24 protein-coding genes are annotated in these 18,860 nt (G+C 52.2%); 3 read left to right on the forward strand and 21 right to left on the reverse strand.

The genetic code is table 11. The annotated features are described in order from the left end of the window. The 18 genes from PLA01S_RS18220 to PLA01S_RS18295 form a co-directional block, all read right to left on the reverse strand. Complete coding sequence (locus PLA01S_RS18220) at positions 1 to 1,320, reverse strand: phage tail sheath family protein (protein ID WP_127593442.1); 1,320 nt, start codon at positions 1,318 to 1,320, stop codon at positions 1 to 3. Continuing rightward, on the reverse strand, positions 1,321 to 1,494 hold the full coding sequence (locus PLA01S_RS32040; protein WP_164817462.1) for a hypothetical protein: 174 nt from the start codon (positions 1,492 to 1,494) through the stop codon (positions 1,321 to 1,323). Then, entirely contained in the window at positions 1,491 to 1,928 is a 438-nt protein-coding gene (locus tag PLA01S_RS33055) for a phage tail terminator family protein (RefSeq protein WP_127593443.1), read from the reverse strand. The genes PLA01S_RS32040 and PLA01S_RS33055 overlap by 4 nt, the downstream gene beginning before the upstream one ends. 541 nt (positions 1,929 to 2,469) lie before the next feature. After that, positions 2,470 to 3,963 carry a hypothetical protein gene (locus PLA01S_RS18230; protein WP_127593444.1) on the reverse strand — a complete coding sequence of 498 codons (1,494 nt, stop codon included), beginning with the start codon at positions 3,961 to 3,963 and terminating at the stop codon, positions 2,470 to 2,472. 1 nt (position 3,964) lies between these two features. Next, positions 3,965 to 4,531 carry a YmfQ family protein gene (locus tag PLA01S_RS18235; RefSeq protein ID WP_164817463.1) on the reverse strand — a complete coding sequence of 189 codons (567 nt, stop codon included), beginning with the start codon at positions 4,529 to 4,531 and terminating at the stop codon, positions 3,965 to 3,967. Further along, a complete protein-coding gene (locus PLA01S_RS18240) occupies positions 4,524 to 5,678 on the reverse strand; it encodes a baseplate J/gp47 family protein (protein WP_127593445.1) in 1,155 nt (384 codons plus the stop codon). The genes PLA01S_RS18235 and PLA01S_RS18240 overlap by 8 nt, the downstream gene beginning before the upstream one ends. After that, complete coding sequence (locus PLA01S_RS18245) at positions 5,678 to 6,136, reverse strand: DUF2634 domain-containing protein (protein ID WP_127593446.1); 459 nt, start codon at positions 6,134 to 6,136, stop codon at positions 5,678 to 5,680. The genes PLA01S_RS18240 and PLA01S_RS18245 overlap by 1 nt, the downstream gene beginning before the upstream one ends. Beyond that, positions 6,129 to 6,518 carry a hypothetical protein gene (locus PLA01S_RS18250; protein ID WP_127593447.1) on the reverse strand — a complete coding sequence of 130 codons (390 nt, stop codon included), beginning with the start codon at positions 6,516 to 6,518 and terminating at the stop codon, positions 6,129 to 6,131. Before PLA01S_RS18250 ends, PLA01S_RS18245 begins: the two co-directional genes overlap by 8 nt. Continuing rightward, positions 6,511 to 7,488, reverse strand: coding sequence for an XkdQ/YqbQ family protein (locus tag PLA01S_RS18255; protein ID WP_127593448.1), 978 nt, complete (start codon positions 7,486 to 7,488; stop codon positions 6,511 to 6,513). Before PLA01S_RS18255 ends, PLA01S_RS18250 begins: the two co-directional genes overlap by 8 nt. Next, complete coding sequence (locus PLA01S_RS18260; protein ID WP_127593449.1) at positions 7,485 to 8,129, reverse strand: lytic transglycosylase; 645 nt, start codon at positions 8,127 to 8,129, stop codon at positions 7,485 to 7,487. The genes PLA01S_RS18255 and PLA01S_RS18260 overlap by 4 nt, the downstream gene beginning before the upstream one ends. Before the next feature lie 66 nt (positions 8,130 to 8,195). After that, on the reverse strand, positions 8,196 to 9,968 hold the full coding sequence (locus PLA01S_RS18265; RefSeq protein ID WP_127593450.1) for a hypothetical protein: 1,773 nt from the start codon (positions 9,966 to 9,968) through the stop codon (positions 8,196 to 8,198). 17 nt (positions 9,969 to 9,985) lie between these two features. Next, positions 9,986 to 10,129, reverse strand: a complete 144-nt coding sequence (locus PLA01S_RS32045; protein ID WP_164817456.1) for a hypothetical protein — start codon at positions 10,127 to 10,129, stop codon at positions 9,986 to 9,988. A 14-nt stretch (positions 10,130 to 10,143) separates the two neighbouring features. After that, on the reverse strand, positions 10,144 to 10,578 hold the full coding sequence (locus tag PLA01S_RS18270) for a phage tail assembly chaperone (RefSeq protein WP_127593451.1): 435 nt from the start codon (positions 10,576 to 10,578) through the stop codon (positions 10,144 to 10,146). 140 nt (positions 10,579 to 10,718) lie between these two features. Further along, a complete protein-coding gene (locus PLA01S_RS18275; RefSeq protein WP_009594594.1) occupies positions 10,719 to 11,126 on the reverse strand; it encodes a phage tail tube protein in 408 nt (135 codons plus the stop codon). Between the two features lie 96 nt (positions 11,127 to 11,222). After that, entirely contained in the window at positions 11,223 to 12,689 is a 1,467-nt protein-coding gene (locus tag PLA01S_RS18280) for a phage tail sheath family protein (protein WP_127593452.1), read from the reverse strand. Positions 12,690 to 12,691: 2 nt separating this feature from the next. Beyond that, positions 12,692 to 12,901 carry a YqzN/YkzM domain-containing protein gene (locus PLA01S_RS18285; RefSeq protein ID WP_100539180.1) on the reverse strand — a complete coding sequence of 70 codons (210 nt, stop codon included), beginning with the start codon at positions 12,899 to 12,901 and terminating at the stop codon, positions 12,692 to 12,694. A gap of 10 nt (positions 12,902 to 12,911) precedes the next feature. After that, positions 12,912 to 13,751, reverse strand: coding sequence for a hypothetical protein (locus PLA01S_RS18290; RefSeq protein ID WP_127593453.1), 840 nt, complete (start codon positions 13,749 to 13,751; stop codon positions 12,912 to 12,914). Between the two features lie 468 nt (positions 13,752 to 14,219). Beyond that, positions 14,220 to 14,696 carry an ArpU family phage packaging/lysis transcriptional regulator gene (locus tag PLA01S_RS18295; RefSeq protein WP_127593454.1) on the reverse strand — a complete coding sequence of 159 codons (477 nt, stop codon included), beginning with the start codon at positions 14,694 to 14,696 and terminating at the stop codon, positions 14,220 to 14,222. 298 nt (positions 14,697 to 14,994) lie between these two features. Between PLA01S_RS18295 and PLA01S_RS18300 the strand changes: the two genes are divergently transcribed. Both PLA01S_RS18300 and PLA01S_RS18305 read left to right on the forward strand, forming a co-directional pair. Continuing rightward, a complete protein-coding gene (locus PLA01S_RS18300) occupies positions 14,995 to 15,414 on the forward strand; it encodes a helix-turn-helix domain-containing protein (RefSeq protein ID WP_100539183.1) in 420 nt (139 codons plus the stop codon). Between the two features lie 69 nt (positions 15,415 to 15,483). Continuing rightward, positions 15,484 to 15,909 (forward strand): ImmA/IrrE family metallo-endopeptidase, encoded by a 426-nt coding sequence (locus PLA01S_RS18305; RefSeq protein WP_127593455.1) that lies wholly within the window; start codon positions 15,484 to 15,486, stop codon positions 15,907 to 15,909. Positions 15,910 to 16,104: 195 nt separating this feature from the next. Here PLA01S_RS18305 and PLA01S_RS18310 read toward each other — a convergent pair whose 3' ends face one another. Then, positions 16,105 to 16,836 carry a hypothetical protein gene (locus PLA01S_RS18310; protein WP_127593456.1) on the reverse strand — a complete coding sequence of 244 codons (732 nt, stop codon included), beginning with the start codon at positions 16,834 to 16,836 and terminating at the stop codon, positions 16,105 to 16,107. A gap of 265 nt (positions 16,837 to 17,101) precedes the next feature. Here PLA01S_RS18310 and PLA01S_RS33060 point away from each other — a divergent pair, with 265 nt between their 5' ends. Further along, positions 17,102 to 17,185, forward strand: coding sequence for a putative holin-like toxin (locus PLA01S_RS33060; protein ID WP_367398280.1), 84 nt, complete (start codon positions 17,102 to 17,104; stop codon positions 17,183 to 17,185). Between the two features lie 199 nt (positions 17,186 to 17,384). On the opposite strand, the gene PLA01S_RS18315 is transcribed toward PLA01S_RS33060, so the two are convergent. Further along, positions 17,385 to 18,164 carry an AraC family transcriptional regulator gene (locus PLA01S_RS18315; RefSeq protein WP_100539186.1) on the reverse strand — a complete coding sequence of 260 codons (780 nt, stop codon included), beginning with the start codon at positions 18,162 to 18,164 and terminating at the stop codon, positions 17,385 to 17,387. A gap of 6 nt (positions 18,165 to 18,170) precedes the next feature. Next, positions 18,171 to 18,767 (reverse strand): LysE family translocator, encoded by a 597-nt coding sequence (locus PLA01S_RS18320; protein ID WP_071222441.1) that lies wholly within the window; start codon positions 18,765 to 18,767, stop codon positions 18,171 to 18,173. Positions 18,768 to 18,860 lie beyond the last annotated feature (93 nt).

The following is an 18,860-nucleotide window of genomic DNA, read 5'->3' on the forward strand; positions in this document are numbered from 1 at the left end:
TTAGACCACCTTCACTTTCATGTATACTTTTTCAATCGCATCCACCGGCTGTACCTTGATATCCACAAACAGCACATCGCCTTCCGTGCCCGGCGTCACCACAATATCTTCGTTCGCATCGAAATTTTGGATAGCCCCGATATTCTGCAAAGACGCAAAATACGCCGCGCATTCCGCCCAAAACAGCGTCCGGCCATCCACATTGTTGTCTACTTTCCCGATATAGGACTTCTCGAAAATCAGCTTCAGATCATTCGCAATGCCATCCAGGACGCGGACCACCCGATTTTTGGAAAAATGGCGCGCTTTGGCCGGCTCAATCGATGTAAAGCTGTTAATATCCTGCTCTACTACGGCTTTGCCGCCGCTGTAGCTAAACAGGAACTCGCCATTCGTCAGCGCTTCTTCAATCTCCGTATGGCTAAGACGAACATCGGTATCCACCGCTTCATCGTAAGCCGCATACGTCAAAGATTCATTGACTGCTGCCGCTGCCGTGGCTCCAGTGACCCAGGCGACCGCCTTGACCTTGTCTACGACGGAGCCGTCAGTGAGAACAACGCCATTTTTCACAGAGATGATACCTTCATAATCCGCAGCCGGATAGTCAGACAATACAGCTTGGACCTTCTTTCCTTCCTGCTCGCGAAGCCGCTTGATGAATGCGGTATACAGGGACTTGAGCGTTGGGTCCGCAGACAACAGGCCAACGGTCTGGAAGTCTTGGACCTCAAGCGCGGCAAGAAAGTCCACATGCTCTTGGTTCGTTACAGTGCCGTTAGCGCCGCCTGTCAGTGTGAATCCTGCCGTTGCGGCCAAATCGCCGGTATCCGGCGCGAAGGTTACATACAGGTTCGGCTGCAGTTCTGCTGCACTAGCTACAAGCTGCTTGTCTACAAATTTGCCGCTCAGCAGCGTGCTGATCACAAACTTTCCGGGATCATCCACCGCGTTCTCAGCAACGATCTGGATGTCATTCCCACGCTCTCCGCCGTAAAGAGCAGTTGCTTTCAGTCCGGCCACAGAACCGGCCGCCTGTACGCCACTATTTAAGCGGTACAACAGAAGTGTGCCAGCACGCTTGAGGGTTTCTTTTACCGAAAGCAGCTGCGGTGCCGTGATATCATAACCCAGCACCTCAACCAGGTTGGTACCTGGTTTGATTGTCAGAATCTTTTGCGGCTCTCCCCATGGAAGGGACAAGCCCAGTGCGGCAATCCCCCTTTCACCTACGCGCCCGATTGGCTGCTCCTGCGATGAGATTTGGGTGTAAACGCCTGGTCTTACTTTGTTGGGTGTTGTCCATGTTCCTCCGGCCATTTAGATGACCTCCTTTTTCAAAAATGTGGTGAGTTGCTCTTTCGCTTGCTGAACGGTGTACGTTTTGCCCTCTTCGAGAATGGCGATCAGCACATCCTTCTCGCGATTACTAAATTGATTGGATTGTGCCAGCTGGTGTTTGTTGAACGTCGGTGCTGTTTCTTTTTTACTCATTTCAATCCGCCTCCCTGTTTCAATGTTTGCATCTTGCTTTCCGTTTTGACCTGATCGGTCGTCAGCTGAATGACATACTCTGCGCGAAAATATCCTTCTCCTGATGTCCCATCATTCCCCGTTGGCCGCTCCCATGCCACTGATGAGGCGCGGCACGGACGACCTTCGACATCAAGTGATGTCAACGTTTCAAGCATCTCGTCCATGATCGTTGCCACCGGCTTCCCTTCCACTGGTACGTAAGAGATGCGGAAACGAAAACGAGCCGCATATCGACTTGTCGATATCGGCTCGAACTCGGCTAGGGGTAATTCGGTTTGGAAGTATGGGGCTGGGGGTAGTGATGCATTGTCCTCTTTAGAGATTAGTGAGATGTCTATAAATTTCGTTTGCAGGACGCTTTTCAGAGAAGTTTGCATTTCATGAACAATCATATCTATTGTTCCTCTCTTTTAATTGGTAGCCTGCCATCCTTCTATTCAATTGGGGTCAGAAAAAATCTATACAAATAAGAAACCTCTAATATTTAATATTTTTCATAGAATAAATTTCCCGTTAAGGATTGCTCCATACAATAATACCTATATCATAAAAAAAGACGACCCGAAACAAATGCCAGGGACCACTCCGAAGCATGAAATTGATATTATTTTGTCGGTACAAGATCCGGACGGATAACATACACATGAGCCAGAACCTTTTCGCTATCATCTGCTTGCATTGGGTAATTTGATACGACTTGATCAATAGTGCTCTCGCCCTCATTTACCCGAGTAATGCAGGCATTAGCTACGACTCGCACCTGAAAATCTTTAAGCATCAGCAATCACCTTCCCTCATGAAAATAGGATCTCGGTAAGCGTCATTTCGACGTCCGAAACCCTATTCTTCAAGGATTCATTTTCAGTTTTTAGGGAAGTTACTTGCTCCGAAAGCGCCGGCTGCAGTTCTTGAGGCGTTTCTGGTGTTGGTATGTTAGTAAAATTCGATTAATTGGTAAAACCAATCTTCGCGAAAACCGGGGTTTGTAGACCCGTACAGGTTGAGCTGCGATACACTTCCGAATTGCAATAAAGGGTCGTAATGACCACCTGTCGTTTGGTTGGTAGAGTAGGAGCCTATTAAAATGCACTTACTCATGTCGGTTACAGCCGGAGACAAATTAACGATAGCGGGATTTGATCCTGTATCCCTGGAAGCGTACCCAGCCATTCGTCTTTTTACGCCTTCGTATTCGACCAGTTGATATTCGATGTATTTAATGGATCCGACACCTTCGAAATCCAAGTAAAAATCAATCCGACTAAGAGGGCTCGACGGTAACGGGGAAGAGCCAGCAGGTATCCCTTGTACACGGTACTTATGGGGGTAAAACTCTGCTGTCCTTACCGTAAAGTAAAGAAGGGTGTTGTCCTGGTTCAGCCCGAAACTTCTGATGTCTACGGATTTCCTGTCACGCCCTTGTTCAATGGTGGTGCTCCCCCGAACGACCCTTTTAATGGATCCGGCGGTTCCTGGAATGTTGAACATCGACGCACCCGCTCGGATGTTCTCTGCTTTAAGCTGTGGTTCCGCATTCTGTAGCTGGGGCACCGTTACCTTTATTTCCCCTTCCCCTGCACCGCCTTGCTGATATCCTCGTTCGGGATACACAGCTAAGGATCCGTCACCCCACTTTGCCGTGCCTGTAGCGTTCCTTACACCTGTTAATACAGGGATGTTACCTACAACTTTCTGGCCTTTGACGTAACCGTTTTTTCCCGACAGCATGTCTCCAGCAGCTGCCGTGGCGTCTACTGTAGACACCACATTCGGATCACCATCCACACCAAAAACTCGAACCCCGTTTTTGATGTTGGAGCTAAGAAGTGTCGGCATGTCTACTTCATACTGTGTGTAAGCATCCACCAAGCCCGATAGCGGTTGATTGACCTGAACCGTCGTCTTTCTTTCAGCGTTGAACCAACCAGCAGGCAGGTTCTCGCCCCTTAAATCTTGCATGGTCCCGGTTTTTACCCCTTCGTCCGTCCCGATCGTTTTGGGTGCCAACACATCTGCGGGTGTAGCTGTTCCGTATTCACCCCCTTCACCCTGTAAGATAAAAGCCTGACCATCATAAACCATTGAGTACACACCATCCTGCTTAAAACTTGCGGAACTGCCGCTTGTTTTAAGTACTGGTTTTGCCCCTAAACCATTAATATCGAGCATTGGTGCTCCAGTGCTTGCAACATTGACCTTTACGGTAGCCCGTATCCCAGCAGTAAGCCTTGCTGGAGCAGGCCAGAGATTAACCTCATATTCGTTCGCTTTAGGCTGAGTCGTAACTCCGTATCCTCCAGTTCTCCCCACAGCCTCATCAACCTTATCCCAGTTCTCATTCAGCATCGTCTCGATGTTAAAGGTCTCATTGCCATCCACCATCGGGTCTTTCTTCAACAATCCTAAATTCGGTGTGTTACTGGACAACTCAAACACCTCCTGCAAATTTGTTTAACGGCGTCTGCCCCAGCTCGCCCAAAGTCATCACGTCATGAATATCGCGTATGAGCAAGTAGTTGAACGCATACGCCACCGCCAGATGCGCCGGCTTGATCTCCTCGATCGCCGCCTTCAGATCCTCCAGATTCGGCGGGATGCCGAGCGTATCCACGAATTTAACCATGAAGCCCCATTCCTCGGGCTGAAAAGATACCTCAACCGTGCCGCCATCGTAAGCTTCCGCCACGTTTTTCACGAGCACCCCGGAGAAGGTTCCCGCTCCGCGCAGCTTGGACTCCAGCACCGCCCGCCGCTGCTCGATCGGCTTGTTCCGGTCGGTGGGAATGCCGAGTTCCATCTCCCAGCGCTCCAAGCCCCAGGTTGCTGTGCGGACATAGAACTGATCTGCGGCTGAGTTCAGCGCCTGGTAGAGCGCATCCAACTCGCTGCCCTTGGCATCCATATCGGATTGCATGACACGGGAAGTCTCGTAATAGGCCGGTAGATAAGAAAACAGCTCGCGACCGCGCAAGCTGTTCATTCGGGCATTATTCACTTACGCTCACCGTCCCGAGCACCGCTACCTGACCGGAGCCAATTTCGATATTTTGCTGCTCGGTATGGCCGTTAATCGTCAAATCCGAGTAGTCGACGATAATCGGGATATCCAGCAATACGGCGGCAATCCGCGTATACCTCACCAAAGGATCCTTCCGGATAAAAGCGATCTGTTGTAAATACGTTCGAACACCGTCCTCGATCAGCTTCCGGATTTCTTCCATCGTCGAAGGCTGCTCCTGCGTGCGCTGCACTTTGACGGAGATATCGATCGGAACTTCCGCCGCGGGCATCACGGTGATAACCGGACCCGCTGGAGCAACGCCTTCTCCCTGTCCATCCTGGGACGGGTCGATGTGCTGCTGAACGGCATCCACGATATCCTGGCTTGCCGCACGCTTGTCCGTATCTATGAGATACAACCCGACGGTACCGGGTCCTTTCCACAACGACGCCACTTCCACGCCGCCTACGCCGGCAATCTCATTGGCCCACTGCATGTACTGGGCTTTGTTGCCGCTCGTTCCCTGGCTGCGGACTTTGGCGTAAAAACGCTCCAGAAGCGACTGATCGCTTTCGGTATCCGTCCCGCTCCGCGTGGGCTCCGGGTTCGTAACCGAGGTTACACCGCTGACTGACGTCATCATGAGCTGAATGACGCCTGCAGGAACATTGCCATTACTGCCCGGCGTGACGGCTCGGATCGGGGCCGTACCGGTACCCAAGTCACCCAGCGTAACGCCTGACGTGGTCACATACTCCACGGAGGATTCCCCGGAGCCCTCATCGGCTGGCGTAGCGACATAGGTTCCGGCGGGCACGGTCGTCCCCGGTTTTCCCGTAAACACAACGCTGCCGGACGAAGCGACCGCTTCCCGCCGGGTAATCCCATGCTCTGCCGTCCTCAAATCGAGTTCGGCAGACCGGATATCCGGGTGATCGCTTGCCACGGTGCTCGCAAAGCCTCGACGCAGCAGCTCCTGTGCCCACAAGGCTGCTTCGGACAGCATAAACGCGACCGGTGCCTGCGCATCCCAAATAAAAGAGCCCTCCGACTTGTCGATGTCCGAAGGCACTTTGTTCAGCATGCGGTTCATAATGTTCTCTTCCGTCTGATCCAACAAATACAACGGCAAATCTGCCATCAGATCACCACGCTTTCTATAATTTCCGTCTCATCCCGAACGCTCGTAATGCGGCAGCTGAAACGGCAAGCTTCTCCTTCCCATTCAAAAAGGAACTGATCCACGCTCTCCGTCCGCGCGTCTGCCAGCAGCGTCTCGGTCACCATGCGCTGAATTTCGCTCTCTTGCAGAGATCGGTCATAGCCTTTGCCGACCAGCTCCTCCAGCTCGCTGCCGTAATCGCGCGTATAGATCAAATGACGGTAACGCGGCGTGCGAATCGCTTTTTCGCACCAGATGACCCAGGCTTCCTTCTCATCCGCAACCGGAATCTTCCGGGTCGGGGACATCACGAACTCGCCGGCTTCAAAATCATACCGCCAGCTCCGTCCAAAAACAGCCCCGTCCCCTTCCAGTACATCCGGGTCGGTCGCATCCGTCCAGATCATGTCATCGCCTTCCGGGAATAAATTAGCCACCGCTGCTCACCACCTTGCATACAACCACCACGTCATTGCCGCTGTTGACCCGAACGGCGAGCACACGGTCTCCCGGTTTCAAACCTTTTCCCAATTCAAAAAGGGTATCTTCAACATCGTTCTCTTCGGCATCAAACGTCATATCCTGCTGCTGGCCCCCCAAAGTTACGGTGCCCTTTGCCGTATAACGGGGCAAGGACAGCATTCCAGGTAGCTCCGCCACCATATAGTCCTGAAGCTCATGCTTGAAATCATCCAGCTTGAGTCCCGTCGAGGTAATCGTGCCGAGCACTGCCCCTACACCGCCCATGGCTTGACGGGTTTGCTTATTCAATGAGGCATATAAGGAGGACGCCAATTGTCCATAGGGGTCTTTATTCAAGGTAAAACCTCCTTTTTACATCGTCATAACTCCCCAGCTCCAGCATCATGCTTCCCGGACTGCCCAGCTCCCGGCTGACGGAGATCACGAGCAGTTTCATTGAACCCAGCATGACCGCATCTCCGGCACGGATCGTATTGATATCGGGTGCATTGAGGGAGATGGTCTCCCGAATCCCTCTCAGCTTGCTCCGGGCCAGCTGACGGGCGGCCGCAGGCGACTTTACTTCATCATCCTGAATAATAGCTTGGAGTTGGCCGTATTTTGCGATATCCTTCTCCTCGATGGCCATCACCTTGGAAGGAACCTCTTTTCCGGTCTCGCTTGCGGCTGTCGCCAGCACCTTGACCTTGGTCGCCGCACCCTCCAGCGTCCGCGATTGCGTAGTATCCGTGATAGCCTCCAGGATGTAAACCTCTTTGTTCGTTCCCAACTCATACAGCTCAAGCCCTGAAGCGATCATCCGCGGATGATACAGCTTGCCGCCGGCTTTGGCTGTCTCCCGCAGATCAGCGAACATGCTCGCGTAGATCGACTGCGTCCGGTAAACGGAACGCCCCAGCAACTTCTCGGTATCGGGCAAAACCGCAATTTTCAAATTCCAGTCCGCCGCATACTTTTTGAATCGCTGGGTAGCGGTCTGCTTTGCCGGGAACAGATATTCATCCTCCGATTTGTCCAGATATACCGTCCGATCGTACAGCGTGAGGGTCATCCGCTTCACGCCGTTATTCGAGGTTTCCACTTCCCACACGACAGCTGGGTGCAGCAGGGGAACATAATCTTTTTTACCATACGGAATTCCGCTGATCCGGATCGCCATTCCCGGCGAGATCGGCGGCATATCCGGCGTTACGACCAGATTGACGGTTCCCTGATAAGCGACTTGTTCAAGTGAATCCCGCAGACTGATAACTTCCACCAAAGGAGATAAATCGTATTGATCCTGCAAAATCACCTTATAACTCATGACAGCACCAGCTTCTGGCCAGGCTTGATGGCGTTCGGATCTTTACCGATCGTCTTCTGGTTCAGCTTGTAGATCTGGTTCCATTTTGAGCTGTCCCCGAGCTCCAGCTTGGCGATTTTGGAGAGTGAGTCTCCTGCCTTCACGGTGTACGTCTTGTTCTTTTCCTTCATGTCGACCCGGGGCTTTTTATTACTTCCCGCTGCCCCGCTGCTGCCAGCCATTTTGGCCACCTTCATTTCGCTCCATGTCCGGAGCGTGATGTCAAAATACACATCCCCTACCTCCCCGCCACGGAACGTGGACTGATGGGAAGCGACATACACCGGCACATTCACCGCCGTCTTGGTAATGACGAATTGTAATGGCGTTTTATATGCCAGAAACTCGTTAAGTTTATTCATCGCGGTTTGCGGTTTAATATGATCCGTCTCTTTACCTTTGCAATAAGCTGCATCATACTCTTGTGGGAAAAAGGAAGAGAACGATATCTCCTTGATCCGATGGCCTTGTGGAAAATCAAACTCCCCATAGTTGAGAATCGTCGCCGTTTCCAGTCCCTTTTGACGTGAAATGGTCACCTCTTCGGGATTCACTGGGAATAGGAACGTCATGCCTTTTCCGTTCTTCAAAAGAAACTCCAACTTGGCCCCCTCCTTTCTGTATGGATGCCTTCGAACCGACTTCATGCCTGCTGTTAACCATCATCTTCAATAGGCCATCGGAGTCGGCTTCCGGTTCTGCGCCGCTTTGCTGAATTCGGCTCTCAGCCGCTGCCCGATCAGAAGGATCAATCCTTCCACATCAATCGGGTGCTCCTCATGCACCGTAACCTGCACCGCGCCTGGAGGTAGATTGTAGTTCACCGTTGTCTCCGTTTTGAAATCCATCAGCAAGCCGGATATCGTGCTCATCTGCTCCGGGCTGATCTGAACGGATTGCGGGGACATCGGCTTCCCTGCAAAAGCTTGGTTTTGCGCTGCACTCGCGGGTGGACCAAAAGTACTCATGCTTGCAGTATGGCTAGGCGGCACATACGGGCCGTATGTCGGGTTCAATGCTGGATTCGGCAGCAGCGGCTTGCTAAAATCAGCCGGTGCTGGTTTCGGAATGATGGGAGCTGGAAGGGCAGCCGAACTGGAAGGAGTCTCCTTCGATTGAACGGCTTCCTTGTCTTTTTTTCCGAAGGAAAACGTCTTGGAGAACCATTTCGACACTTTCTCCTTGCCTTCTTTGAACTGTTCGCTGACACCGGTGATAGCGCCGCCCACCTTCTCGCCAATAAAGCTTCCTACGGTGCCGCCGAGCGTAGAACCGATCAAGGTGCCTGCAACTGGAATCACGGAGCCGACGAGGCCGCCGATCGTGCTTCCGATGCCGCCCCCTACGGTAGAGCCTATCGCTTGGTTTCGTTCTTTTCCCGGTTTAGCAGTAGCGATTGCGGTCGCATCGGCTATATAGCTCAACGGGCCAAGAACCCTTTTGCCAAGCCCCTTCATCAAGCCGGAGCCTAGGCCGCTTTTGCCGGCATTTTTTACTGCACTTGCTCCAGCGCTACCGTCAGCCGCCTGTTTTACTGCATCTGATCCAGCACCCGTCTTGGCAGCGCTCGCCGCGCCTCCGGATACGATGCCGCTGCCCCCGCCGCCGCCAAACATTCCTTTCGTCATACCCACGGCATCCTTGAGTAATGTCACAGCTCCCTTTCCTGTGTTGCCTGCAGTTTCTATGAAATCTCCCAGTGTTTTAGCTTTGTTAAAACGCTTACCCCATTTGGTTAGTGGCTTATCCCCTTGGCTATTCGGGGTCGGGGCAGCCTGGCTTTGATTGGAATTGGATCCACGGCCGCCCCCCCTTCTAACCCCATTGGGCCTAGGTGCCGTCCTAGGGGCTGGTGTAGGATCTGGTGTATCTTTACTCCATGCTTCGCGCATCTTGCTTCCTTTACCATATAGTTGGCCACCATTTTTCATAGTGGAACCCACGGTGATAACACCGCCTAAAATGCCTAGAGCCGTATCCCATCCAGACTTTTTACCGCTACCCCCGCCCCCAAGCTGAAGCGATCCAAGCGCAGCCGTAAGCTTATCCACCGCAGCCGTATTCGCCGTCAACGCATCGGTCAACGGAGAAAAATCAAGCCCTGACGCCCGCAGATCCACCTGAACACTCGCCTCGATCTGCTTCTGCACGCTCAGATTCAAATTCGTATCAATCTGCTTCTGCACGTTCAGCTTCACATTCGCCGAGGCTTGGATGACTTGCGACTTCACCCGCTGCATTTTGGCGAGCAGGTTGTCCAGCCCTTTCGAGGCGCTGTCCTTCAGCACGATTTCAGGCGCCATCCGGGTACGCCCGATTCTCATAACGCGTCCCTGGATCCGCTCAAAATAACGCTCCATCGCCCGCAGCTCGCGGTTGGCCTTGATCACGTTTTTCGGATCGATGACCAGATTCATGCGGTAGTTCATGGCTTCAGCCATTTCGTTTCACCTCCTGTTCACTTCAAACTCTGACCGGCCATGCCCTCGATCTCCTCCTGGGTGAAAGCGAGCAGCAGCAGGCGCTCGCCTCGCGGGAGCCGCCAAAAATCTCCGGGACGAAGGTGATGCCGGACCCATAGATGATACAGCATCGTCGTCATTCCCCCGGAGCCGATCAGTTTTTTAGGTCAGCAATCTCAACTCCGAATCCGGACAGCTCCAGCACCTTATCGCCAACGGCATCCAGCTCTCCGGCCAGCAGCATCCGGCGAACCGCCTGCTCTCCGCCCGACAGCTTCAAGCGGCTTGTAATTCGCGGATCGCCCCAACCACTAAGCGTCAAACCCTTCACCGACAGACTCCTGGTCGCCTCGGAAATTAGCAGCGCATTAAACGTCTCCGTATCCACCTTCTCATCCACCGCACCCTTTACCGTACGGCGAACCGTGCAGCGCTCACGGATGCTGTCCACCTTGCTCGAAGTCAAGCCTTGCAGCACCATCTGCATATCCAGGCGCTTAATGCGTACCGTTTCCTCCGGCAGCTTCTCGGCTGCCTCAAACAGACTGTCCAAAATTTGCTCTTCGCTCATGTTCTCATGCAAGCTCATGCGTATATATCTCTCCTTTACTCATAAAATAATAGATTTCATCTTCCTATTGCGGCGGGCGACGCTCGCCCGAATCAGGCATTCCTTACCGGGCGAACCCCCGCTTTACGCCGCACTTGGCCTTGATAATAAGAAACCTCTTAATCCCCCTGAATCGGATCCAACAGCTCGTACCCCTCAAAGGTAAATGAAGTTTCCTCCTGCACTTCTTCACCGGCCGTCCAGTTAGCCAGCTGGATTTTGTCCGGCATACAGCGGATCAGGCGAACGCGCTCATGGCCGTAGGATTCGGGATCATCCAACTTGGAGATGATATCGAATTTGGTGAAGCCGCGGGAAATCATATCGGAAGTGACCTTGTAACCGCTCATCGTGCCGGTTCCTTTTTTGCTGCCGTTTTTGTGTACTGTCCAGTCGTTACCGACCAGCTTTAGCTCGCGCTTCTCCAATTCCACGCTGGCTTCCAGCTTGTTAATGTGCGTCTGCCAAACCCCGTCAATATATGCCTGGCCGTATGTCCCCATAATGACTCTTGAAGCATCCAACATGTTAAGTTCCTCCTCGATTTCGATAAGTTTTTTCTTGAAAAAGCCCTCTCCGGGCAGTCCGTCTCATCTTAAATACGCTGATCGACGAACTCGTTATTATTGCACGTAAAACGTACCGAACAGCTGCTCCATCACATCGGTCAGCTTCACGTTCCACTGCAGGAAGACCTGGTCCGGCTCCGGCGTGTTCACGGCGGAATCGCCGTAGTAGGCCGGATCGAGAATGACGTCATAGCCGTCCGGCTCGATGACATTGCTCAGCGACAACGAAGCGAGATATTCCTTCACGGCGCCGATCAGCGCCAGACGGCCTTCCTCCGTGTTGTTCACCTTACCGATGTAGGTCTGTTCCGCGGCCAGCTGCAAATCCGCATGGATCGCATCCATCACGCGGATGGAACGGATTTTTTTCCAGGCATTGTTTTGGCCTTCCGCCGGATTTACCAACGTGTTGATGCCGCGCAGCGCCTTTACCTGGCGACCGTCGTAGAACAGGACGAACACGCCATTGCGTACAGCCTGCTCCTGCTCGGATCGGGTCCAGCGGCGAGTCACATCTTCGAATGGCGTTACCGCGTATGTAGCGGATTGGTTCAAGCGTTGACCCGCAATAAGCCCGGCCACATAAGCAGCCGTCTGGGCAGAACTGTAGTTCACGCCGGACAGACGCACGCCCGTACCTACATTGATAATCCCTTCATGGTTCAATGCAAGCGAGCGGGCTGCCGCCAGTTTGGCTGCATCCTTGGAGGTATCGTCCGCTACGCTTCCCCCGAATACGGCCATCACGCCGCGTCCTTCTTGACGAAGACGCTTCACCCAGGCCGCAAAGCTCTGCAGCAGAGCCATATCTGCAGCATAGTCCAGGGCAAGCACATTGAATTCCTGGCCTTCGACCGCATCCTGCATCTCGATATAATCAGCATTCGTCAGGCCGCCGTTGCCGCTTTTGCCTCCGGACAGCACAGCTCCATTCACATCAGCAGGAACGCCGGCCGCTTCCAATGCGGTAGCCGTTACCCAGAGGTTCTCATCGTCTTCATTGATCTGCGCCGCAATCGACGCTGCTGTCCCGTCCAGGCTTGTATAAGTACCAAGCAGTTTGGCGCCTTCATAGAGGCGAAGCTCGCGTGCTGTCGGGTCGATCAGCGACGGCTGCACGGTTACGGAGAAGCCATTGCCCCGACTGCCCGGATATTTGGCCTGCAGCTTCAGTACATCGGAAGGCGTGGCTTCCGCATTTTGCAGCGTTACGCTAGACGCTGCCGCCGTGTTATCTGCCAGGCGATAAGCCAGCAGCTTCTTCGGCCCGCCAAGCAAGGCCAGGTAAAGCGTTTCGTAAGCCGTAGCCCCATCCTGGCTATCCGCAGAATACATTTCGGAAATCGCGAACTCGCTTCCGATTTCCACGAACTCGCGCACCGGTCCCCAATTGGCTTTAACCGGCACGACGACCGTACCGCGGGATCCGCCCTGAACAGCCGACGCGGCGGCCGCCTTGAAATTCATATACAAACCCGGAAGTACCGGTTTATTTGCGCTTTCCCATGTTCCACCTGCCATGATTAGTCCACCTTCGCTTTCATAAATTGTTGGATTCTTTCTTTAACTTCGGTTACCGTGAACAGCTCTCCGTCTGCCCCATACATAGCACCTGCGAGCACCTCCGCCCGAACCTCGAACAGTTCCTTGGCGTGTGTTTCGAGTTCATCGAGCGCATATCGCGGAGCGCTGATACTGCGAGCTTCAGTCTTGAGTGTTTTTTTCACAGCCATTGTGACCACCTCACTTTAAAATTGGATGAATGTTAACGCGCCTGATCAAAGCGGCTTCCTCCGGTGAACGCATCTTCCGCTGCGCCAGGGTCAGCTTCAGCTGCCCGTCCAGAATGGGATCGGCCTGCATATCGGAGGTAATCTCCGCAACGGATAAATAGCGGCGATCCTGTGAATCCAGCATCAGCTGGACCTGGGTACCAAGCTCCTCCACCAGCCTTGCAGCGGTGAGCTGCTCGTCCGCGGAATGAAGAGCGGCAATATGCCCGGTAAAGGTTTTGCGAACTTCGAACATCGAGGCTCCCGCCATCTTGGTCTGGCAGCCCGTCATCCGCCATAGGACGGCATGATCCTCCCGCCCCGCCGGCCATGCCGTATGATAGGTGCGCCAAGGATTGCCCAGTACTTCTCCTGTCCAGGCTGTCAGTGTATGCAGCCATTCGTCGGGTTGTCCGGTGGAACCGGCCCCGGATGCCTGAGGCACATAGACGCCGAATCGCATGATCCGAACCATTTTGCCTGAAACAGAATCGAACTTGTCGGCTTCCGGCACACCCAAATAATGAAGCTTGAATGCTTTCCCATCGGCTCCGATAACCCGCTTTCGATGAAGTCCCGGGATTAGAAGTTCCGCCCAGCGATCCAACTGATGCAATTCGGAACGATCTGCATACAGCTTCAATCGCACCACCTGCCGGTACCCTGCCCATGAGGATTTCCAAACGTCCTCTCCCAGCGTAATGACACCATAAAAAGGCTCGCTTACCCCATCCGGCGGATGTATGTCATATATTTGGCCTTCAAGCTCCGGAACGATATCTAGAACGGCCTGCTTGACCGCCCCTCTCATTCCGCAGATGGCCGAGTGACTTCCGGTCGGTGATGGGATAGCCAGCTTCTTACGACGGTCACATGCTTGAACAACACGGCCCCCTCCTTTCTTTTCATATAGGGATCGGAAATGAAGAAATCAAAGCCTAAAGCCGCAGCAAAAAACCGGTCCTTCTTAAGGCCGGCTCACATCTACACTGTGTGTGTTCGGTATGCTCTGTTTAACTTCATTTCCGATAATACAATCTTACACCCCTAAATCGGATGCGCTGACGTCTTATGGGACGGATAATGTGGAACTTTAAGTGGAATGTCGGCGGAAAATAGTACAAACCTATGTTCGTATATTTGATTATATACCAGTTCTCTTGGGTCTCTTCCTCAACAACGCTGCCCTCCATTTGAAACAAAAAAAACCGGAGGGCCTCCATTCTGAGGTCCTCCGGTTTTGGCTCGATTTGATGATCCATGCTCGCTCGGCGCTTATTCAGCTCATTTTGCTCTTTGCGGCTTTCTCCAACTCCTGCAGCTTCAACAGCCCCCTGTCTGCTAGAGCCAGTGCCAGTTTGTAGAAGGCCCGCGTGCGGATTTTGGTATACGTATCCTTGCTGACCGGCGGCTCAAGGATATGGTTGTACACTTTGTAATCGAATACGTCGTCCTGTTTCATGTACCGTTCCCGAATCAGCGTCTGCTCCCGCTCGCCAAGCCGTTCTACGATTGACTCGATCGTCTCGCAATACTGCTTCCTGGCCGCAGGCATATCTACATTATATATAGCAACCGTTGCTGTTTGGTCCGAGGTTACGTTGGTCGGTCCGTGAAATCGTTCCGTGTAGGATGCGGTCACGCTCGTTTCCCTGACTTCGAATGTAATGGTTTTATAGATACGATATTTCTCGAATATCGCTTCAACAGCACTTTGGGTCTTTCTGCGATCCAATTCCGGTAAAAATGGATTCATTAGGAAACACTCCCCTTTGGATTGTCATTGTCGAGGTTTGATTTGCCATTTGGCAGAAGGTTGTCTCATCTCACGTGTTCGTATTTTGTTCGTATTTTTCATTAATATACCACTATTTGGAGACCGGCGTAAACCTTCAAAATGGGCGAACTATTCACGGGAATATGGGTCATATCTTTCATATCCTTGCCTTTTGGCAATGATACTCTCTTTTATTTTACCTGTTGGCAAAGGAAGGGGTTGTGTTTATACTATAAATAGATGTTTCAGATGGACTATGGTGAGGAGTGGCCGGAACGTGGAACGCATATTTGGATCATACTTGAAAGAGATGAGGGAGAACAAAGGCTGGAGCATCAATCAGCTGGCCCAAGCCGCCGACATCAGCGGATCGCAAATCTCCCGGATCGAGAATGGGCTGCGGGGCATACCCAAGCCGCAAACGCTTCGTAAAATGGCGGAGGCACTCGAAATTCCCTATGAAGAGCTGATGAATAAAGCAGGTTATCTGCAGCAGGATGCTGCCAAGCACGAAGATATCTCGGCTCCCGCTTGGGCAACCTCCAGGGATAAACGGGATTTCAAGAAAATGCTTGAGGATGACGGTGAGCTCATGTTTGACGGCGTCCCTCTGAACGAGGAGGACAAGCAGCGCATCAAGGACGTCCTGACCGGACTGTTCTGGGAAGCCAAGCAGATGAACAAGCGCAAGAAATAAATCTACATGTAAGGAGATACATACCGATTACAACGATTCAACCAAAACCAATATTGCAGGTGAACCGGCATGGATGATTTTTTACAACCCTTAATCCGTCAGCTGATCAAAAAACATCATACCAACTGCCCTTTTGAAATTGCGACTTCCTTGGGCATACATATTCGATTTGCAGATTTAGGCCAAACGACCAAAGGGCTGTATTTCCGTAAACTAAGGCGGAGATTCATCGTCATCCACAATCAGCTGCCACCGCCATGGCAGCGCTTCGTATGCGCGCATGAGCTCGGGCATGACCGTCTCCATAAGGGAATCAGCCGCTTTTTTCTGGAGGAGCATTCCTATTTCAGTCCGGGCAAACTGGAGCGGCAAGCGAACCGCTTTGCCATTGCCCTATTGACGGCGGATCTGGCTCCCGGACCGGGTGAGTCCTTACATGAGTTCTATCTACGAGCTGGCATTCCACAAGAAATGCTATATTTTTTTAGATTTTAAACGAACATACGTTCTCTATTTATAGTGAAAGATGCCCGCCTGTTAACTCCCTCTTACGACCAATAAGAACAACCCGCTCTTGACATGACGTCAACAGCGGGTTGATGTGGGAGCCTCTTTTGGAGAAGAGTTTATATAATGGTTAGGCTGCAGGGACCGAGGGGATGTTCTTTGGTTTTGTCCGCCATCCTCCGATCAAAGCGGCTCAAAGATGGCTACCTGCCGTTTGCCCACCTTCACATGCTGAATCCTTTTAAACCGGTCATGCTTTAATTTTTGCCCTTTATCGGATATGACGGCAACCACGGAACAGGCAGGATCCAGGATGGAATGAATGCCGTTAAAGAAATCCTCCACCGGCTCATCACTTCCGCCACCCCAGCTAACCAGATCCCCATAAGGGAGATCAGTCATGACGATATGGGTTCCCTTGCAGGATGCCAGGCTTTCCTCCGGTTGGGTGATATCGGCTTGAAAACAAACCGCCTCTTCCAAACGGGACGACCTTAGGAGCTCCCTCAATCGGCCAGCGCTTTGCAGCGCATCCTGGTGGGACGGCTTATGATACAACGCCAACAGCTCTTTTAGCTGTTCCGTGCGTTGTTCCAGCCCCTCTTCACGGAGCAGCGACAGGTTCTTCCCGGCTATGCCGAGCACCTCCGCGTTAATGTCGGAGCCGATGACGCGATGAAGGCGCTGCCCATGCAGCAGCCCAACCACCGTTAACAGATACGCCCCGCCGCAGCAGGGATCGAACAAGGTATACGGTCCCTGTACCCCTTTTTGCTCCAATAGTCGAAAGCACCGCTGGGCAATCTCGCTGGCTAGTCTGACAGGAAACGAAGTCGTTCCCTGCGCATTATATAGAACCCGGCCGCTTGCAAAATCCTCGTAGCTGCGCTGGGCTGATTCATAGATATATTCCATTCGAATGATTCCTTCCATCCGGCTAAAGCCTGAGTAATTTCAAGTAATCCAAATACAGATTAACATCCCTGCGCCTTATATCAAAATCCGCATGCTATACGAAGCAGCCGATGAAGTGGAATTCGCATAGAAAAGCTCCAAACCCTCTCTCGATCAGACCATAAAAAGCCCCTGAACGCAGGGCTTGTATGCTATAATTTGGGAAGTACAATATATCGGCTAATAAGGGCGGTCGGCTAATCTCCCCAGGATGGGAGGTGATGCCATGGAAGTGTACCAAACATTGACGCTAATGATTTCATTCGCGACGCTGGTTGTGTTAATACTTTCGTTCCATAAAAAGAAATAGACCGCCCTTGGTCAGGATCACGGTCTATTTCTGATCGGATTTCCTATAGCCGGCCGCTCTTATAGCGGTACGTTGTACTCCGGGATCGTGTTCGCGCACGGTCCCTCTTACATTCTATACACATTATAACGGAGTTTATTCACAAATGCCAAGCCTAGCTTGATAATAACGTATGCAAACTTTGCCCTGCAGCCAGATTTTACTTATCCAGATGGGACATATAATCAAATGCCGTCGTGCCGTACACATTCTTGAAATGCCGATTCAAATGGGCAAGATCCGTGAAGCCGCACTGGGTAACGGCCTGATATACATCCCGGCTGTCCTCGATCAGATGCTTGGCGCGCTCCACTTTGCAGTTCAGGTAATACTGATATGGAGACAACCCGGTATTCGCTTTAAACGTACGGATGAACTGATACTTCGACATCCCGAACTCCCCGCTTATTTCGTCCAGACGGAGAACGTGATCCAGATAATCCTGCATCATGTCTTTGGCCTTCCGCGTAAACACGCTGTCCTTCCGGCTATCCGGGTTCAGAATATCCTCGTTAAAATGCCCCGCCAGACCCAGAAGCAGCTCGCTGCTTCTTGCCTCCGGCTGACCGGTGAAGATCGACCTCGTTACATCCAGGATGCTCTTCCGCAGCCCGGCGTGATAGACAATCGGGGATTGGAACCGGACGATATCCTTTTTCTGAATCAATTCCAGGAATAACTCCGGGTGAATGTAAATCATCACATAATCGATGCCCGTTCGTTCCTGGGACCAGCCATCATGCTTCTGCTCCGGATGGAACAGCATAACCCCGCTTTGGTAAGAGGCCTGCTGACTGCCGTCCAGCGAGTACTTCTGAATGCCGCGCAGCGTGACGCCGAGGGCATACTCCTCGTGATAATGCTTTTTATATTTGAAATCCGTCAGGCTCGCGGACAGCGCCGTAATGCCCACCGCTTTTTTATAAATAAACTGCTCCATCTTCCATCACCCCTTTATGAGCTCCGGTATGCCGGATACGACAATTGCCGAGTACAGCAGAAACAAAGCCAGGATCGTGTTGGTCGTTCTCCGATATTTTTGCATAATTCCTTGAAAAAGGCTACCGCACACGGCCCAGGTCATATACGCGGACAGCCCGATTAACGAAACCGCGACCACAAACGCCGAAATGACAGGGCCAGCCGTATAATACGGCATGACGTAGCTCGGAATGACCGTCAGCGTAAACAATACCACCTTCGGATTGAGAAACTGCATCAGAAAGCCGGACGTGAAGGACGCCGTTTGATTAGTGCCGGACTTGGATACGTCCATGGTATATACCTGATACGTGAGATACAGCATGAACAGGCAGCCTACGATCCGCAAGATGGGCAGTACGATTGGCATGCCTGTAGACAGCAGCTGGCCCAATACCACGGAAGCAGCGATTAATAGGAAAAAAGCGATGGATGCTCCGGCAATGTAGCGCAAGGTCTTCTTCATGCCGGAATTCTGAACCGAAGACAAAATGACGATGTTGGACGGTCCCGGCGAGAAAGCCACGATAAAACAGTAAATAAAAAACGAAGACAGGTTCATGATGATAGCTCCTAACAAAGGAATTTCCTTTGTCATTATAGAGCTGGAGGCGAAACGAGGCATAGTACATTATTGCAGCAGAGAAAGAGCCGC

The sequence above is a fragment of the Paenibacillus lautus NBRC 15380 genome, assembly GCF_004000945.1.
In the GTDB taxonomy this organism is placed as follows: domain Bacteria; phylum Bacillota; class Bacilli; order Paenibacillales; family Paenibacillaceae; genus Paenibacillus_AQ; species Paenibacillus_AQ lautus.

Coding starts and splice junctions, on each gene's coding strand:
- PLA01S_RS18305 (WP_127593455.1), top strand. CDS start 15,484: ATGGATGATTTTTTACAACCCTTAATCCGTCAGCTGATCAAAAAACAT.
- PLA01S_RS18280 (WP_127593452.1), bottom strand. CDS start 12,689: ATGGCAGGTGGAACATGGGAAAGCGCAAATAAACCGGTACTTCCGGGT.
- PLA01S_RS18315 (WP_100539186.1), bottom strand. CDS start 18,164: ATGGAGCAGTTTATTTATAAAAAAGCGGTGGGCATTACGGCGCTGTCC.
- PLA01S_RS18265 (WP_127593450.1), bottom strand. CDS start 9,968: ATGGCTGAAGCCATGAACTACCGCATGAATCTGGTCATCGATCCGAAA.
- PLA01S_RS32045 (WP_164817456.1), bottom strand. CDS start 10,129: ATGACGACGATGCTGTATCATCTATGGGTCCGGCATCACCTTCGTCCC.
- PLA01S_RS18285 (WP_100539180.1), bottom strand. CDS start 12,901: ATGGCTGTGAAAAAAACACTCAAGACTGAAGCTCGCAGTATCAGCGCT.
- PLA01S_RS18255 (WP_127593448.1), bottom strand. CDS start 7,488: ATGAGTTATAAGGTGATTTTGCAGGATCAATACGATTTATCTCCTTTG.
- PLA01S_RS33060 (WP_367398280.1), top strand. CDS start 17,102: ATGGAAGTGTACCAAACATTGACGCTAATGATTTCATTCGCGACGCTG.
- PLA01S_RS18220 (WP_127593442.1), bottom strand. CDS start 1,320: ATGGCCGGAGGAACATGGACAACACCCAACAAAGTAAGACCAGGCGTT.
- PLA01S_RS18240 (WP_127593445.1), bottom strand. CDS start 5,678: ATGGCAGATTTGCCGTTGTATTTGTTGGATCAGACGGAAGAGAACATT.
- PLA01S_RS32040 (WP_164817462.1), bottom strand. CDS start 1,494: ATGAGTAAAAAAGAAACAGCACCGACGTTCAACAAACACCAGCTGGCA.
- PLA01S_RS18290 (WP_127593453.1), bottom strand. CDS start 13,751: ATGAGAGGGGCGGTCAAGCAGGCCGTTCTAGATATCGTTCCGGAGCTT.
- PLA01S_RS18270 (WP_127593451.1), bottom strand. CDS start 10,578: ATGAGCTTGCATGAGAACATGAGCGAAGAGCAAATTTTGGACAGTCTG.
- PLA01S_RS18295 (WP_127593454.1), bottom strand. CDS start 14,696: ATGAATCCATTTTTACCGGAATTGGATCGCAGAAAGACCCAAAGTGCT.
- PLA01S_RS18310 (WP_127593456.1), bottom strand. CDS start 16,836: ATGGAATATATCTATGAATCAGCCCAGCGCAGCTACGAGGATTTTGCA.
- PLA01S_RS33055 (WP_127593443.1), bottom strand. CDS start 1,928: ATGATTGTTCATGAAATGCAAACTTCTCTGAAAAGCGTCCTGCAAACG.
- PLA01S_RS18275 (WP_009594594.1), bottom strand. CDS start 11,126: ATGTTGGATGCTTCAAGAGTCATTATGGGGACATACGGCCAGGCATAT.
- PLA01S_RS18320 (WP_071222441.1), bottom strand. CDS start 18,767: ATGAACCTGTCTTCGTTTTTTATTTACTGTTTTATCGTGGCTTTCTCG.